Source organism: Bartonella sp. AA78NXGY (assembly GCF_042197005.1).
Lineage (GTDB): Bacteria > Pseudomonadota > Alphaproteobacteria > Rhizobiales > Rhizobiaceae > Bartonella.
This window is the reverse complement of sequence record NZ_JBHIRI010000001.1, coordinates 221,694-239,483: the sequence shown is the minus strand read 5'-3', so window position 1 is coordinate 239,483 and position 17,790 is coordinate 221,694. Positions and strand designations below refer to the sequence as shown.

Here is a 17,790-nt window from a genome sequence, read left to right as displayed (position 1 = left end):
TTGCAATAAAAAGAAGGCATATAAAGGAAAGAGAGAATCAATGAACGTAAGAACGTTTTTCACCATAGTTTTTGGAAGTGTTATTTTTTTTACACCCAATTTTGCTTTGTGTGCTGGTAAATTTAAAGCTGTTACGACATTCACTATCATTGCTGATATGGCACGCAATGTAGCAGGTGATGCCGCTGATGTTGAATCCATTACAAAACCAGGTGCGGAAATTCATGAATACCAACCCACCCCACGCGATCTTATGCGTGCTCAGGGAGCTAACCTTGTATTGTGGAATGGTTTAGAGTTAGAGCTTTGGTTTGAAAAGTTTTTTCAAAATATCAAGGATGTTCCAAGTGTTGTTGTTTCAAAAGGTATTGTACCCATTAAAATTGGTGAGGGCCCCTTTAGCGGTAAACCCAATCCTCATGCGTGGATGTCACCGACCTCTGCTTTGATTTACGTTGATAATATTCGCGATGCTTTTGTAAAATATGATCCTGAACATGCTGAAATTTATAAACAGAATGCTGAAATTTATAAACAGAAAATTCGTGCAACGATTGATCCAATTAGGGCTGAATTAGAAGCTGTACCGCAAGATAAACGTTGGCTTGTGACTAGTGAGGGGGCTTTTAGCTATTTGGCGCGTGATTTTGATCTAAAAGAACTTTATTTATGGCCCATCAATGCTGACCAACAAGGAACACCACAGCAGGTCAAGCATGTTATTGATATGGTTCGCAAATACAATATTCATGCAGTTTTTTCTGAAAGCACTATTTCCCCTGCGCCTGCTAAGCAGGTTGCCAGAGAAACAGGAGCTAAATACGGTGGTGTTCTTTATGTTGATTCTTTAAGTGAGAAAAATGGTGAGGTACCCACTTATATTGATTTATTACGTGTCACGAGTGGGCGTATTAGCAATGCTTTAGTAGAGGGAGTAAAAAACCAATGACGGAATGTGGAATTTTTGCCCAAGGAGTAACGGTAACATATCGTAATGGACATACAGCTTTACGCGAAGTGAATTTTGAAAGTCCAAAGGGTTCTATTACGGCATTGGTTGGTGTTAATGGATCCGGTAAGTCAACGTTATTTAAAGCGATTATGGGGTTTGTACGCCCCTCAAAGGGAAAAATTCGTATGTTTGATTTGCCCGTTGATATAGCTTTGAAAAAAAATCTTATTGCTTATGTTCCTCAAAGTGAAGATGTTGATTGGAATTTTCCTGTCTTGGTTGAAGATGTTGTATTGATGGGGCGGTACGGTCATATGAATTTCTTTCGCTATGCCCGTACACAAGATTATGAGGCCGTTCGTATTGCCTTAGAACGCGTTGATATGTTGGCTTTTGCCAAGCGCCAAATTGGAGAACTTTCTGGTGGACAGAAAAAGCGTGTTTTCCTAGCGCGCGCGCTTGCACAGAAAGCAAAAGCTATTTTATTAGATGAGCCGTTTACAGGGGTTGACGTTACAACAGAAGATAAAATCATTGCTTTGTTACAAGATCTCCGTAAAGAAGGAGCAGTGATCTTGGTTTCAACTCACAATTTGGGTTCTGTTCGCGAATTTTGTGATCATACAGTTTTAATAAAAGGGACTGTTTTAGCTTCTGGGTTAACAGAAAAAATCTTTACAAAGGAAAATCTGGAGAAAACTTTTGGAGGGTCTTTGCATCACCATATTTTTGATCTTCAAACCACAAAAAAAAATGATGTTTTCATGGGAAGAAAGCAGTCTAGCGTTTGTGAAGATATTGAAAGAGTGGAGCACGTTGCATGATTTCTTGGTTGCTTGAGCCACTGAGCTATCAATATATGGTGAATGCAATGTGGGTTTCTGGGTTAGTTGGGTGTGTTTGTGCCTTTCTTTCAGCTTTTTTGATGTTAAAAGGTTGGTCATTGATTGGTGATGCACTTTCCCATTCGATTGTTCCTGGTGTAGCAGGAGCTTACCTTTTAGGGTTACCTTTTTCACTCGGCGCTTTTTTTTCTGGTGGTCTTGCAGCAGCAGCAATGCTCTTTTTTAACCACCGGACAAAGCTTAAAGAAGATACCATTATTGGGCTCATTTTTTCTTCCTTTTTTGCCTTTGGGTTGTTTCTCAAATCATTAAAACCAATGGCTGTTAATATTGATACGATTGTTTTGGGAAATATTTTAGCAGTGAGTTCAACAGATATTCTACAATTGGCTTTTATCGGCTTTGTTTCGTTGCTTATATTGCTTTTGAAATGGAAAGATCTTCTTGTGTCATTATTTGATGAAACGCATGCGCATGCCATTGGATTAAATGTAAAATTTTTAAAGATTCTCTTTTTCACATTGCTTGCCGCTTGTACTGTTGCTGCGATGCAAACCGTTGGAGCATTCTTAGTCATTTGTCTTGTTGTGACACCTGGGGCAACGGCCTATCTTTTAAGTGATCGTTTCGTGAACATCTTGGTTATTGCAGTTGTAATTGGAACCTTCACAAGTGTCTTGGGTGTTTATGTGAGTTATTTTTTGAATGCACAAACGGGGGGGGTTGTAGTGCTTTTTCAAGCATCTTTATTTGTTTTGGCTTTTATTTTTGCTCCTAAACATGGGTTTATTGCTGCGCGCTTACGCATAAATGCGGCAAAAAAGGGTGTAATATTATCATGATTGATCAATTACTGCTTCCATTTCAGTTTTCTTTTATGCTTAAGGGTATGCTTATTGTCATGATTCTTTCTATTCCCATGGCGATGCTTTCCTGTTTTCTTATTTTGAAAGGATGGGCGCTGTTAGGCGATGCCATTTCTCATGCAGTTTTTCCAGGTGTTGTTGTTGGTTATATGACAACACCATGGGTAATCGCATTTTTAACTTCTTTGCCATTTGCTTGGTTTCAGCATATGCGTCCAGAGAATATTACAATGACTTTGATTACTTGCGGTGCTTTTGTTGCAGGAATGGTGTGTGCACTATTAACGGGTTTTTTAGGGAGCAATAGCCGTATCAAACAGGACACGGTGATGGGTGTGGTCTTTTCTTCAATGTTTGGTTTGGGGCTTGTTTTAGCCACGTCTATTTATAGTAGCTTAGATTTGAATCATATTCTATTTGGTAATCTCTTGGGTGTTAACTGGCTTGATATAACGCAGACGGCAATCATTTCTGCTGTTGTCACTTTTATTTTAGCAGCAAAATGGCGCGACTTTATGCTGTATATTTTTGACACAGTTCAAGGACGTGCAATGGGGTTACCAATATCTCTACTCCACTATACCCTTCTAACGATGATTTCTCTTACAATTGTTGCAGCTTTGAAAGCTGTCGGCATCGTGCTCGTTATTTCTTTACTGATAGCACCAGGAGCAATTGCCTATCTTGTCACAAAGCGGTTTTCTTTTATGTTAATGATCGCGATACTTGTTGCAGCTTTTTCTGGTTTTTTAGGGATTTATCTCAGCTTATTTATCGGCTCTGATTCTGCTTCCACAATTGTGTTGATCTTGACGTTGATTTTTATGGCTATTTTCATGATGATTTTCTTTCGTCGAAACACAGTTCAAGAGACTTGAAAGTGTTAAAATTCATGCATATCAGCCATGCATTTTTATATATTGTTTCTCATTTTTATTTTAATTAGAGTCCCGAGTGCTAGATTATTTTTCCTCCTAATATCTAGCAGGTGAATGCAGTAAATTTTCTCCCCCCCCAACACTGCATTCTTAATTAAGAGGCTGCATTGATTTCTTCTGCAGCCTTTTTATTTTTTTGTTTTTCTAAAATCTCTCCTCTTTTCTTGAAATCATTTAAAATGATTATAATATTGTGTAAGCTATTCGGTATTTTCAAGGAACTTATAACAGCAAAGACACTTACGCATGAAGGGGTAGAGCGTAATTGTGCACTCAGACATGTAAACAGAAAAAAACAGATACAATGTTTTTGTATAGGGTTTTGCGTAGAGGAAAATAGTACGAGAAAATGAAAAAAGATTTGAAGATATCGCACCCTTTACGTATCTGTTATTATATAGCAGGGTGGGCGATGGTTATATTAGGTATTATCGGTGTCGTATTACCTATTATGCCAACTGTGCCTTTTTTATTGGTTGCCTCATGGTGTTTTACGCGTTCTTCTCCACGTTTTCATCAATGGTTGAATAATCATCGTATTTTTGGTCCCCCTATTAAGCGATGGGAAGAAAAAAAAGCAATCTCTCCATTCGTTAAAGTTTTTGCAATGATGAGTATGACAGGAGGATTTTTATCCTTTTTTGTAATGCTACACCCTCCTTTGTGGATTTCTTTACTTGTTGCGGTTATATTATTGCTGATTGCCATTTATATTGTAACACGTCCATCTTCCTAATGATAAAAAAGGCTTTATGGGATACTCTTTTTAGCTTCAACTTATTTGTAAAAACTATGAGAACTTTTAAGTTTTGAATATAAGCTCTCCATTTCCAAAATGCATATGAAATAGCAAGCTTTTTGAACGCAATTAATTAATAATATATTTGTGAAATAATTTTTATGAACACTCAAAATGTTCTCACTTGGTAAACAATGATAAATCACATTCATGGAAGAGAGTCATTATTTTTGTAAAGCATGTTTGTATGAATCTCTACATATACATCATTAAAAAGTCATTGATATGATAGTCATTTCTTTCTAAAAGACATTTCGTTTGTTTTCATATCTCTTAATGAGGATATAATACAAAGCTTACTAAACACCATCATTTTTATACTTATACAGTTAAGAAGCCGGTCTATTATATCAATCTTTAATGTTACATCTGTTATTAACTTAAGAATAATTCATAAGAAACAACAGAGTTTTTCAAATGGTTTTATATATACACGCATTCTTATTATAATATGCGAATAAATAATTTCTCTGTCTTTGTATAAAGCTTATTCGAAATAAAAATATTATTGCATTCTCTGTTTTTTAATGAAGTCATGCCCCTCACGTAAAACAAAAGGTCTCCCAAATCATGTTATTTACACATTTATTTTTAATGAAACATTTCTCAACGCTTTACTCATTTCATAATAGCAGACTATACATGGATAAAGTAAAATCTCCTGTAACATGTATAAAATCTATTTGAGCACCATCATCCTTGCCTTTCAAAATGCACACCAATAGTCACCATGCTATTTGTCATCCTCCAATTTTGCCTTAGTAATTCCTAATGCTACAATTATAGCTTGTCATCTGGTTTTGTATATTTTGACACTAGATTTTGTACCAATTTATTTTTTTCAAAGAGTTTAAAGATGTTCTCAAAGGGTTTTGAAAGCCTTTTCTCATTTTTACTTATGGAAACGCACTTTTTTCTGATTTTCGGTAATTTTTGCAATTTTAGGTGTCAAAATCTATTTTGATAAAACGCGCATTGAATGGTCAAAATTGTACATAAAAACAACAAATTACCACGTATTCCTACTTAATCCAACCTCTTCCCACTTAGTATAAAACCTACTGTCAAACTACAACAATAACCCTTAGAACTTGAAAACCTTCATACATGCAAGGAGATGAGTGTGCTTGATTTAACAGGGTTAAAATGAGAAAATCTCCTTGGCTAAACTTCCTTGGCACGTTAAGTATTTTTTTAATGCGTCGTAAATATTTTTAAGTCTTATCTATCGCGCCTTATGTAAGTGAAGCGTATGCGTGGTAGGCCAAGTAGAATCTGCTCAAAAACAGCCGAACTGTTTACAGACCAGCAAAGGTTAAGAATCCTCGTCCTTAGAGTAGGACAAAAATCAATCTTATAAACAATATGATGGATCAATATACTTGTTTTAAAGAACCGGAAACTATGTCTTTATAGGTCTAGCAATTCGCTTTTTATTACCAAAAAAATTGAGATAACGTTGTACTTCTTTTGAATCACCGATCGTTTTTTCAGGATTATCTGAAAGTTTTACGGCTGGTCGACCATTGGCATAGGTCACCTTACAAACAAGGGAAAGAGCATCAAGAGTTTCGATTTCCTGAGGTGCACAGCCTGTAAAATCATTGGTAAGATCCGTGCCCCATCCAAAACTCATGCGCACTTTACCATGGAAATGATGATAGGTTTTTTCAATTGTATTGACATCAAGAGCATCAGAAAAAATTAAAAGTTTTTTGCGTGGATCTTTTCCTTTTTCTTTCCACCATTGAATAATACGTTCACCACCTTCAATAGGAGGCGCACTATCGGGTCTGAAACCCGTCCAATCAGCGACCCAATCTGGTGCATTGCGTAAAAATTCTTCTGTACCAAAGGTATCAGGTAAAACAATGAGAAGATTTCCACCATAATAACGATTCCAATCTTGCAAGACTTGATACGGAGCTCTGCGTAATTCATCATCGTTGTTGCTGAGAGCCGCAATAACCATAGGCAATTCGTGTGCATTGGTTCCAAGAGCTTCTAAATCCGTATCCATGGCAAGAAGAACATTAGAAGTTCCAGTAAAAGAATGACCAATACCTTCTTTTAATGCTTCCACACACCAGCGCTGCCATAAAAAAGAATGGCGGCGCCTTGTCCCAAAGTCAGATATTTTAATATCAGGCAATTTTTTGAGACGTTCAACTTTACTCCACATTTTTGCTTTAGCACGCGCATAAAGTACATCAAGAGCAAAACGATCTAGTTTTTTGAGAGCAGCACGTGAACGTAATTCACTAATAATAGCAAGGGCAGGAATTTCCCACATGGAACTATGGGCCCAGGGTCCATGAAAATGAAGGATATATTGGCCATCTTTGCGGGTGAGTTCATATTCTGGGAGTTGAAAATTCTCAAGCCACTGAAGAAAATCCGGTTCAAAAATTTGTTTGCGTCCATAAAATGTATTACCAGCAAGCCAGATCATTTCTTTTTTTGTAAAGCGCAAACTAAGAGCATGATCAAGTTGAGCACGTAATTCACTCTCATCAATATCATCGGCAAGACGTATTGTTTTAGAGCGATTTATGAGGGAAAAAGTAACATTAACATTAGGGTATAACCCCCAAATCATCTGCACCATAAGAAACTTATAAAAATCCGTATCAAGAAGTGAGCGAATAATGGGATCAAGCTTCCAAGTGTGATTGTAAACACGTCTAGCAATATCCGGATGATTCATAACCTTTTTCTTTCATTTTCATAAAATCTAAAATATTATGCACCAACACGGCTAATATAGACGGTGCAATATAACAACTCTACAGTTTTGGGCAAGAATAAAAAGCCTACTCTCTTTTTCCATCTTTCATCTTTAAGATTTGACAATACGCATAATTTCATGCTGACCTGTTTTTTGTAACTTTATCCCTGTATGAACTTCGGTATATTCTTTGCTATTAACATAGAGCATATTTTTAGGTCCCCATTTTACTTTAATGCTATAAACGGCATCATAAAACTTCATTGTTGCTTCATATTTTGGCCAAATAGAGGGTAAATGTGGCTGCAAAAATAATAGGTCTCCCTGACGCTGTATTCCAAGAATAGCTTGTGTTGCGGCGCGATAAAACCAACCGGCTGAACCTGTATACCAAGTCCAACCGCCTTGACCACATCGTGGTTCAACAGCATAAATATCTGCGACCATTACATAAGGTTCAACACGATAAATTTCAGGATCTTGTCCATGGGTAATTGGGTTTATCATAGAAAATAAAGCATAAGCTTTATCGTTTTGTTCCATTTCAGCCAACGCAAAAATACTCCAAATGGCACCATGCGTGTATTGACCACCATTTTCTCGAATTCCTGGAGGATAACCTTTTATATAACCAGGCTCGAGCGTACTTTTATCAAAAGGCGGCCAAAAAAGGCGAATGAGTCCGCCTTTTTTATCATAGAGATGTTCCAACATTGATGTCATTGCTTGTTTTTGACGTTCAGGCGATGCCATTTGAGAAATGATAGCCCAAGATTGAGCAATGGTATCAATTTGACATTCATCATTGATTTTAGAGCCAAGAGGTGTTCCATCATCAAAATAACCACGTCGATACCAAGCACCATCCCAACCATTTTTCTCTAGGCATTTTGTTAAATGTTCAAGGTACGTACTCCATATTTGCATATGGCTATTGTCAGCACGTTTTTTGGCTAAAGAGATAAATGCTTGTAATGTGTACCCAAGAAACCATCCTAACCAAATGCTTTCGCCTTTTCCTTCCACACCGACCAAATTCATGCCATCATTCCAATCCCCACCTAAAATAAGAGGGAGACCATGTGGTCCGCAGCGTTTAATGGCAAGGTCTAAAGCTAAAACACAATGTTCATAAACTGTTGCAACCTTTGGGGATTGGGTGGGTTGAAAATAAGCATCCTGTTGCCCACTTTTGAGAACATCACCTTCAATAAAAGGAATGAGCGTATCAAGAAAAGCGTCATCACCAGTGGTAGTGACATAAAGAGCTGTTGCATATGCAAGCCAAACGATATCATCAGAAATGTATGTACGAACACCAGCATTTGTGTCAGGCAACCACCAATGTTGCACATCACCTTCAAGAAATTGGTGCGCTGCTGCATTTAACAATTGTTCACGTGCTAATTGTGGTTCCAGCAATAACAAAGACAAGCTATCTTGTAACTGGTCACGAAAACCAAATGCACCACTCGCTTGGTAAAAGCCTGCGCGTGCCATGATGCGGCATGCGTAGATTTGATAAGGAAGCCAATGGTTGACCATAAGATTAAAAGAAGCATCAGGTGTTTTGACTTGGAAAGGAGAAACAAAATCACTCCATTGCTGTTTTTGTTTTGTGAGCTGAATTTCAAAATCACTTGCACGTACTTGATTGAGTAATTTTTCAGCTTCTTGCCTATTTTCAGCACTGCCAAGATAGAAGATGATTTCTTTTGTTTGCCCTGGTTGAAGATCAATATCATAGGCGAATGCTGAACAAGGATCACATCCTGCTTCAATGGTATTCGAAAGAGCAGCGGCTTTACGGATCGCATTTGGACGTGTTACGGTTCCCGTTGCACCAATAAATTCAGCGCGATTGGTCGTAGTGCTGGTTGGCATTTCGGACGCTGATAAAAATGTAACTTGTTGAGATTTCTCGATGTGATAGGGATTTTGAATAAAATGTGCACCCCATCTGGTCTCATAAGAGGAAACAATAAAGGGGGCATATTTTGTACGGACATTTCCCAAAACCCATTCAACATAATTATAAAGGCGTAAACTGCGTGGTTTTTTCCCTTCATTCGTAAGGATAAGACGTGAAAAGCGAATAGGTTTTTCGGGATCAAGTGTATGAGTCAATTCTAATGCGATTTCTGAATGTGTTGATTTAAAAGTTGAGAATCCAAACCCATGACACGCCTCATAGACAATATTTTCGTCACATTCAACAGTAGAAACGGGTGAGAAACGTTTTAAAGACTGGCGATCAACCAGATAAAGAGCTTCTCCTGGTCGGTTAGACGTTGGATCATTCGCCCAAGGAGTTAGTTGATAATCGCGGCTATTGTTAGCCCAAGTAAAAATTGCACCTTCAGCAGAGACATGAAAACCAAATCTGTGATTAGCAATGACATTAATCCACGGATGCGGTGTAGTGGTACGTCCATGAAGACGTATTACATAATGATTGTGCTGATTAAAACCACCGTAACCATTCCAATATCTTAGATCTTCTCCATTTGGGAGAAAAGAGGATGGTTTTTGTTGGCTAATAAGACCAATGGAAGAAAAAAGATTTTGTTCAGTTTGTGTTGTAAATTGCTGTCCTTCGTTATATCTTGGCAAGTCTAATTGATCATAAGGTTCTTGATAATTTTTACGAACTGTGAGATTAAAATCATTCTCATCAAGTCGTTTAAGTTGTTCAGATAAAGAGCCATTTTGGGCATCAAGAACGATACGCGCTGATGCAAGAAGCGTTTTAAAACTCTGTTCACTCATTTGATCGCGTCGAAGCATGAAAATATGTTGGCGTTCATCTGCTTTTTGCGTGTGGTGATAATAAGATTCACAGCCCCACTCAAGAGCGCGTTGTGTACTTTGTATATAAGAAAATGTTTGTTCATTAAGAATGACCAAATCAACAATGAGTCCACGCATACGCCAATATTCATGTGCTTTAAGGAGCTCGCGCAGTACAGTTATATTTCCCTCGTTATTTAATCTAAGAAGACAGAGTGGATTGTCTCCTGAGATAGACATGGGCCAAAGATTAGACTGTTTTCCTAGCGTTTTTGCTAATATTTCAGAAGGAAGACGCCACGTTCTTTCTGGATAAATAAGTGGTGTTGCATATTTTTGATAGACAATAGCTTCTTTAAGCTGGGTTCCGCTCTGATACAGTGCGACTTGTGAGCGCGTCCATGCCATTGAAAGTTCTTTTTGAAACATATCAGGTTGTCGATAATGTTTAATATGATTATTTAGCGCTTCTTTTGTATGAGCAGCAAAAGTCCAAAAAATAAGTTCTGCTTTTTCATGGGCTGGAATTTTTATACGGCATCGCAATGACATAACAGGGTCAAGAACACAACCTTGACTGTTACTGAAACGAGCATTTTGGTCAAATGCAGCAGGACGATGAATGGATCGCCCCCGACCAATAAACAGAGAGCGATCTGTTTCAGCTTCTGTCTCTTGGAGAATATCTGTTGTACTAGAAACAAAATGAGCAACATAGATTTCAGGGTCACTAGGCGAGCGTTTGCGCCTTTTGGCAAAAATTGTTTTACCTTCTTCAGTAATTTCTGTCTCTATAAACATACGGGAAAAAACAGGATGAACTTGGTCTGTATCCATCGTGGCAAGTGCTAATTCACCATAAGAAGTCACTTCAATGAGTCGGTCTTTATTTGTCGTATTCATCAGTTGAATACGTCTCCCTTCGCCACATCCTTCAGATGTAATAAGACATTCAAGTGTTGATTTAATACCATCAACCATTTTTGTATATTCAGCCTTTTCATCTGTAAAAATGCTGACAGCGTCTTCTTCAATAACACGTGTTGGCTCACCAGTAACAGACCACCACCGTCCACTATGCGTATCACGTAAGAAGAATAAAGTACCTTGTTGATCTTCTGTTGCATCAGGAATAAAGCGCGTAATCGCATAATCGTGCCAACGACTGTAACCAGAACCGTTCGCTGTTAACATGGTAGAATAAAAGCCATTAGACAAAAGTAAAGTTGCTCGTGGTTTGAGTAACGGGTTTGTAATAATGCGCAAAGGGGCTGCGTCAAATGCTTGAGACTTATTGCGCATACGATTAACAGCTTTGGTATGAATAATAGGAATGAGATGAGGCGCTCTTTCCTGTAAGAGCAATTGTGTTGCTTCAATAACGGGATCACGGTGAAAACGATCACGCATTCGCCCTTGAAAAATAACATTGTTAAGAGCAAGAATAGACATGCCATGATGATGCGCATAATAATTGCATACAATGGCGTATTTTTCCCCTGTTTTCACACGTGTTGGAGTAAAATCAACAGAGTCATAATAACCATATGTTCCTAAAGCTCCAAGATCACGGAGTCGTTTTAAATTAGCGACAGCGCAAGCAGGAGCATATTGTGCCGCTAGAAGGCTGGCATAGGGAGCAATGACAGCATTGCGTGAAAGACCACGTTGGAGTCCGAGGTTTGGAACACCAAAATGAGCGTATTGGTAATTCATTAAATGATCGCGAGCATTAAATGCGGCTTCTGAAATACCCCATGGCAATTCCCGTTTATGGGCATATTGTATTTGACAACGAATAATCAATCGATTTGTTTGATCTAGGAGAGATCCTAAAGGTTCATGCATTACGAGAGATGGCATAAGATATTCAAACATTGATCCAGACCATGATAGGAGTGCACCTTTCCCACCTATGGGTACGAGAAGTCGACCAAGACGAAACCAATGTTTAAGTTTTATATCTCCTTTTGCGATGGCAAAAAAGCTTGCAAGACGTGCTTCTGAAGCAAGTAGGTCATAACAATTTTCATCGAGTTTGTTTTCTTGAACACGATATCCTATGGATAAGAGATGCCGTTTAGGCTGTTCTAAAAAGTCAAATTTCATATCAAAGGCTATTTGCCGTGCCATTATAGCCAGCCTGTTTAGTTTTTTACTTAATTTTTCAGTATCACAATGAGCAGTCGCATCATTATGATGAGCGTTACAGGTGTCGATAAGGCATTTAGCCCAAGAAAGCGCACCAGCAGATTCTATCGTTTGAATTTTGTGGTCAAGTTCACCGACTAAGTGCACAATATCGTGGGCTGCAAGTGAAAGATCTATGATGTGAGAAGGGACCGTATTTTCTTGTTCTAAAAAAGTGAAGACAGAGTCATGAAAACGAGTGATGTTTTCTTCGATTTTTTGGCGTAAAGAGCGTAAACTGGGTTGATGATCTGGAATTTCTCTGACAGTTTCTTCAAGAATAGCAAGAACATCCGATAAGCCTTCTCGATCACTTTGGAAAAAAAGAGGCGGTTTTTCAGCCCATTCACTTAAAGCAGAAGAGAGTGTTACCAAATGACCGGCAAGATTTCCTGAATCAACGGTTGATACATAAGTAGGTAAAAGAGGCCTGAGTGTATCCGTTTCATACCAATTATAGAGATGACCACGAAACTTTTCCATTTTTGTAAGAGAGCGTAATGTACATTCAATACGGGTGATGGTCTCTTCAAAACCAATCCAGCCAAAATCACGTGCTGCAATAATAGAAAGGAGATAAACCCCAATATTCGTAGGCGATGTACGTTGAGCAACAAGAGGTTCAGGATCTTCTTGAAAATTATCGGGAGGCAAATAGTTGTTTTGTGCATTGACAAAGGTTGCATAATAAAGCCATGTCCGCCGTGCAATAGAACGGAGTTTTTTTTCATCTTTTGAAGAAAGATCAAGGCTATCTTGAAAGGTTGAAGGTTGACTCACAATCCAAGCAATGAAGGGTGAAAAAAACCATGCTATCCCAAAAGGCAAAGCAACCAAGCTTGCAAAACTATCAGAAAAAAGAGGGAGTGCTATAGTAAGAATACCAATAAGCGATGCTGGTGCCATTGTAAAAACATAGAAACGCAAACTATTGGGTATTGATTTTGTTGCGGCAGAAGTTTTCCATTCAAGAAGATGCTGTTTTGAAATCGTCATACGATAGAGTGTACGAATAATCGCATCGGTCATAAAATACGCCGAATGAGCAAGAAACGTCGTTTTAAGAAATATATCAGCGCTTGTAAGAGCAATTTTGTTCCAAATTAATTGAAAATGTCCACGCAAAGAATGATCTATATTGGATGAGACAAGCGTTTTTAATACACATAGAATGGGTGAAATGAAGGAGCTAAACAACAAGAATAGTTGCCAGACGATTGCACTCTTTAAAGACAAAAAAGCCCATCCTGCAAATGCTGCGATTAACCACATAAGTGGCGTGAGAGAACGACGTAAATTATCCTGCATTTTCCAACGCGTCACGGAACTTATTTGACGGTGGGGAAAAAGATAAGGCAAAAGCTGCCAATCACCGCGGACCCAACGATGATAACGCATAACATCAATATTGTAAGCGGTTGGATAGTCTTCAATGACTTCTATGCTACTTACCAGAGCAGTACGAGCATAACCTCCCTCTAAGAGATCATGGCTAAGAATAGTATTTTCTTTAATTTTGCCATCAAGCGCTTGTTCAAATGCATCAATATTATAAAGACCTTTACCGATAAAGGTGCCTTCTCCTAAAAGATCTTGATAAGTATCAGAAACAGCAAAAACATAAGGATCAATGCCACGGTTTATAGAAAAAACCCGTTGGAGAATTGATGTTTTTTTTCCTGTTGTAAGAGAAGGAATAATGCGTGGTTGTAAAATGCTATAGCCCTTTACAACCTTTCCACTTTGTGGATCAAAAACGGGATAATTGAGTGGATGGTTAAGCTTTCCAACAAGTTTCGCGACGCTCTCTGGAGTAAGACGTGTATCACAATCCAGCGTCATAACAAAACGGCAATCCATAGGAAGATGTGGATTGGGAGGATAAAAGCTTGTATTTTTATCGCCTCTTAAGAGCCGATTAAGTTCATGAAGTTTTCCTCGCTTTCGTTCCCATCCCATCCAACATTTTTCGCTTGTATTATAAAGGCGTCGGCGATGTAAAAGGAAGAAAAGCGGAAGTTCATCACGATGATAACGACTATTGAGTTTATCAATACTCTTTTGCGCATAGTGCAATAAATCAAGATCATCTTGCGTTTCTCTCAATGGAGCATCCACCCAATCTGTAATGAGTGCAAAATGAATGGCACCTTTAGGATTGGAAAGATAGTGCACTTCAAGATTGCGCACTTGTTCATCAATGTCAGCGCGTGATGTCATCAAAGTAGGTACAACAACCATTGTCCGTGCATGTTTTGGAATACCTTCTTTATATTCATAACCAATGAGTTGTTTTGATGGGACAAACCACGAAACAACAGTGTTAAATAAAGCAAAAGCAGCATCGATAGCAGGAAAAAGCGCCAATCCAGTAAAGCAAAAAGACATCCATTGTGTCATGCCAGATAGCTGTAAAAGGGCGTAAATTACCAGCAAAAGAGCAAGCGTCAGAAGAGAGACAGGAACGGCGATGACTCTCAATTTTGAGCAACAGGAAGCGCGTGTCCATTTTATGAGAAAGGGCGGAATATACCCACAAGCCTTTTCAAATATGCCACGACCATCATCAACAAGGTACCACCCCACACAAGAATGATGAGGCATATCTTTAGAAGTGGAATTTGCCATTTCTACAACTTTATGTGCAACTTCCAGTTCACTAAGAGGCGAAAAGCGAGAAACTTTTTCAATGACTTGTCGATAAATATTGCGTGAGTGAGCATCAATTTCAGAAAAATCACTATTTTTACGCAAAATAGAATCGACACAACTCACTGTTTCAAACCATGCTGTCCAATCAACATCATCTATAGCTTTAAGAGAACAGATAATATTACCCATGGTCACACCATCTGCTGCTTGTCGGGTATGTTCATCAGCTGTTGCAATCTCTAAGCTACTGCCTTGGCTTTTCAATTGCTTTTCAAGCCAAGTTAATGCTACGGTTGAATCGACAGATGCACTGCGCAGGCGATAGAATAAATGTGCTGAAAAAGTTGGATCAACAGTAAATGGTTTATACTGCGTAAAAAGAGAATGTAGATTTGTTTTATTTTCTACAAGAGAAATTTTATCAGCTACTTGACTAGCAAGATGGCGCATATGTCGCGCTTTTTCGATACGTACTGAAAGACGACGGACATTTTCAATGAGCAGCATTTGCATAACTGAAGGAAGAGCCCACAATTCACCAATTGTGAGCGCACAAACTTCTTGAAATCCGTTGGTCATAGCAGTGAGTGTTTCTTGTGAAAAGCTGCTATCGGTATGCGCAATATAAAGCCAAGTTAAAGCAAAAATTCGTGGTATTCCGGCTTTGTGTGTAGAAAGAGGAAGTTGCTTTATGAAGGACTTGGGTAGATTACGACGTAGCTTTTGTATGGTTTTATCAATGGTGTAATGATTATCAATGAGCCATTGAGCAGATGGTGCGATGGTTTCATCATTTCGAGCAGCAAAATCACTGGTATGAAAGGCATGAAGAATAAGTTTAGCATTTTCATTCAATCTCTTGCGAAAATCTCCTACTCCTTCATATTCAGGGAGTAAAATTTCTTTACCAGAAGCTATATCATGCCCTAAGTTATAAAGATCTTCCTGTACCTTATAAATTGCACGAAGAGGAAAATCCGTATTAATAAAATGATCTTTTTTCTCTTTTTGAGAAAAAAAGCACTTTATGAAAGGTATTATGCACGTCATAGTGTCCCATTGTTATTCAATTACATTGTTTTTTATTTAAATTTTAAGCATTTTATCTGAATAGTGAACCGTTGTTAGACAAAAAACAAACTTTTTGTTTTTATTTGCAAGCATTTATAATTTTTGTTTCAATAATTTAAAAATAAGCAGACAATTTTTTTATAAAATAAAAAGGTCACTCCTAATGAGTGACCTTAATAATAAAACCAACTTTAATGATTGATGATTAATCTTGTTCTTGTTTTTTCAAAGCTGCACCCAGAATATCACCAAGAGAAGCACCTGAATCTGTAGAACCATATTGTGCAACAGCTTCTTTTTCCTCTGCAATTTCTAAAGCTTTAATCGATACTGAAATTTTACGTGTTTTTTTATCAAATGCTGTGATGCGAGCATCAACCTTTTGCCCAATTGCGAAACGCTCAGGACGTTGCTCATCACGATCACGCGCAAGATCAGCACGCCGAATGGTTGTCTCAAGGTTGTGGTCAATCAATTTCACACCAATGTCATTGTCGTTAACAGCAATCACTTCGCATGTTACAACTGCACCTTTTCGCAATTCGCCAGAAGCAGCTGCTTCTCCAACTTTATCGCTGGAAAGCTGCTTAATTCCAAGAGAAATGCGCTCTTTTTCAATGTCAACATCAAGAACCACAGCTTTAACGATATCGCCTTTATTATAAGTATCAATAACTTGTTCACCAGGACGGTTCCAATCAAGATCAGACAAATGAACCATACCGTCAACATCGCCTTCAAGCCCAATAAACAGACCAAATTCTGTTTTATTTTTAACCTCTCCTTCAATTTGCGAATTGACAGGAAATTTATTGGCAAAAGCTTCCCATGGATTTTCAAATGTTTGTTTTAAGCCAAGAGAAATACGCCGTTTAGAAGGATCAATCTCAAGAACAACCACTTCTACTTCTTGTGATGTAGACAGAATTTTTCCAGGATGAACATTTTTCTTTGTCCAGCTCATTTCAGAAACATGGATCAGCCCTTCGATTCCTGGTTCAATTTCAACAAAACCACCGTAATCAGTAATGTTGGTAACAGCACCCGTAATTTTTTTACCAATCGGATACCGGACACTGATGCTTTCCCAAGGATCACTTTCAAGCTGTTTCATTCCAAGAGAAATGCGGTGCGTATCTTGATTAATGCGAATAATCTGCACTTTAATCGTTTGGCCAATTGTGAGCACTTCAGATGGGTGATTAACACGCCGCCATGCCATATCTGTAACGTGCAAGAGACCATCAATCCCACCAAGATCAACAAAGGCACCATAATCTGTAATATTTTTCACCACACCTTCAACGATTTGATTTTCTTCAAGATTTTGTACGATTTCTGAACGTTGCTCAGCGCGACTTTCTTCTAAAACAGTGCGGCGTGAGACCACAATATTGCCACGACGACGATCCATCTTCAAAATTTCAAAGGACTGTGAATTATGCATGAGGGGTGAAACATCACGAATGGGACGAATATCAACTTGGCTGCGAGGCAAGAAAGCAACGGCACCATCAAGATCAACTGTAAAACCACCTTTTACTTGGCTAAAGATCACTCCATCAACGCGTGCACCAGCATTGAATTTTTCCTCCAAACGGACCCAACTTTCTTCGCGCCGTGCTTTTTCACGCGATAAAACAGCTTCACCCATCGCATTTTCAATGCGTTCAATGTAAACCTCAACTTCATCGCCAACTTGCAAAGAACCATCTTTTGCTTTAGCTCCAAATTCTTTGAGAGGAATACGTCCTTCGACTTTAAGACCAGCATCAATAATGGCCATGTCTTTTTCGATTGCAATAACACGACCTTTAACAACAGATCCTTCATTAAGATCATTAGTTTGAAAAGATTCTGTTAAAAGGGCTTCAAAATCCGCTGTTGTGGGATTGTATTGTGACATAAGAACTCCTAATATATACCTTGTATTATAAGGTATGAGCGCTAGGTTAGTGT

8 protein-coding genes are annotated in these 17,790 nt (G+C 38.3%); 5 read left to right on the top strand and 3 right to left on the bottom strand.

All coding sequences use genetic code 11. The annotated features are described in order from the left end of the window. Positions 1-40 precede the first annotated feature (40 nt). From ACFINL_RS00900 to ACFINL_RS00880, 5 genes are all read left to right on the top strand, one after another. Entirely contained in the window at positions 41-949 is a 909-nt protein-coding gene (locus ACFINL_RS00900; protein WP_375611408.1) for a metal ABC transporter substrate-binding protein, read from the top strand. Continuing rightward, the gene (locus ACFINL_RS00895) at positions 946-1,776 is read left to right on the top strand and encodes a manganese/iron ABC transporter ATP-binding protein (protein ID WP_375638161.1); all 831 of its coding nucleotides are present in this window, start codon (positions 946-948) and stop codon (positions 1,774-1,776) included. The genes ACFINL_RS00900 and ACFINL_RS00895 overlap by 4 nt, the downstream gene beginning before the upstream one ends. Then, positions 1,773-2,639: a metal ABC transporter permease gene (locus ACFINL_RS00890; RefSeq protein ID WP_375611406.1), complete on the top strand. Its 867-nt coding sequence runs from the start codon at positions 1,773-1,775 to the stop codon at positions 2,637-2,639. Before ACFINL_RS00895 ends, ACFINL_RS00890 begins: the two co-directional genes overlap by 4 nt. Beyond that, entirely contained in the window at positions 2,636-3,541 is a 906-nt protein-coding gene (locus ACFINL_RS00885; RefSeq protein ID WP_273790250.1) for a metal ABC transporter permease, read from the top strand. The genes ACFINL_RS00890 and ACFINL_RS00885 overlap by 4 nt, the downstream gene beginning before the upstream one ends. Before the next feature lie 409 nt (positions 3,542-3,950). Then, the gene (locus ACFINL_RS00880; RefSeq protein ID WP_375611405.1) at positions 3,951-4,337 is read left to right on the top strand and encodes a YbaN family protein; all 387 of its coding nucleotides are present in this window, start codon (positions 3,951-3,953) and stop codon (positions 4,335-4,337) included. Positions 4,338-5,802: 1,465 nt separating this feature from the next. Here ACFINL_RS00880 and pncB read toward each other — a convergent pair. From pncB to rpsA, 3 genes are all read right to left on the bottom strand, one after another. Continuing rightward, positions 5,803-7,107, bottom strand: a complete 1,305-nt coding sequence (gene pncB, locus ACFINL_RS00875; protein WP_375649113.1) for a nicotinate phosphoribosyltransferase — start codon at positions 7,105-7,107, stop codon at positions 5,803-5,805. A 132-nt stretch (positions 7,108-7,239) separates the two neighbouring features. After that, positions 7,240-15,810: a GH36-type glycosyl hydrolase domain-containing protein gene (locus ACFINL_RS00870; RefSeq protein ID WP_375649107.1), complete on the bottom strand. Its 8,571-nt coding sequence runs from the start codon at positions 15,808-15,810 to the stop codon at positions 7,240-7,242. 226 nt (positions 15,811-16,036) lie between these two features. After that, on the bottom strand, positions 16,037-17,737 hold the full coding sequence (gene rpsA / locus ACFINL_RS00865) for a 30S ribosomal protein S1 (RefSeq protein WP_026500132.1): 1,701 nt from the start codon (positions 17,735-17,737) through the stop codon (positions 16,037-16,039). Positions 17,738-17,790: the final 53 nt, after the last annotated feature.

Excerpts from the sequence above, each read along its gene's own strand:
- ACFINL_RS00895 (WP_375638161.1), top strand. The coding sequence starts at position 946 with ATGACGGAATGTGGAATTTTTGCCCAAGGAGTAACGGTAACATATCGT.
- ACFINL_RS00890 (WP_375611406.1), top strand. The coding sequence starts at position 1,773 with ATGATTTCTTGGTTGCTTGAGCCACTGAGCTATCAATATATGGTGAAT.
- ACFINL_RS00900 (WP_375611408.1), top strand. The coding sequence starts at position 41 with ATGAACGTAAGAACGTTTTTCACCATAGTTTTTGGAAGTGTTATTTTT.
- pncB (WP_375649113.1), bottom strand. The coding sequence starts at position 7,107 with ATGAATCATCCGGATATTGCTAGACGTGTTTACAATCACACTTGGAAG.
- ACFINL_RS00885 (WP_273790250.1), top strand. The coding sequence starts at position 2,636 with ATGATTGATCAATTACTGCTTCCATTTCAGTTTTCTTTTATGCTTAAG.
- ACFINL_RS00880 (WP_375611405.1), top strand. The coding sequence starts at position 3,951 with ATGAAAAAAGATTTGAAGATATCGCACCCTTTACGTATCTGTTATTAT.
- rpsA (WP_026500132.1), bottom strand. The coding sequence starts at position 17,737 with ATGTCACAATACAATCCCACAACAGCGGATTTTGAAGCCCTTTTAACA.
- ACFINL_RS00870 (WP_375649107.1), bottom strand. The coding sequence starts at position 15,810 with ATGACGTGCATAATACCTTTCATAAAGTGCTTTTTTTCTCAAAAAGAG.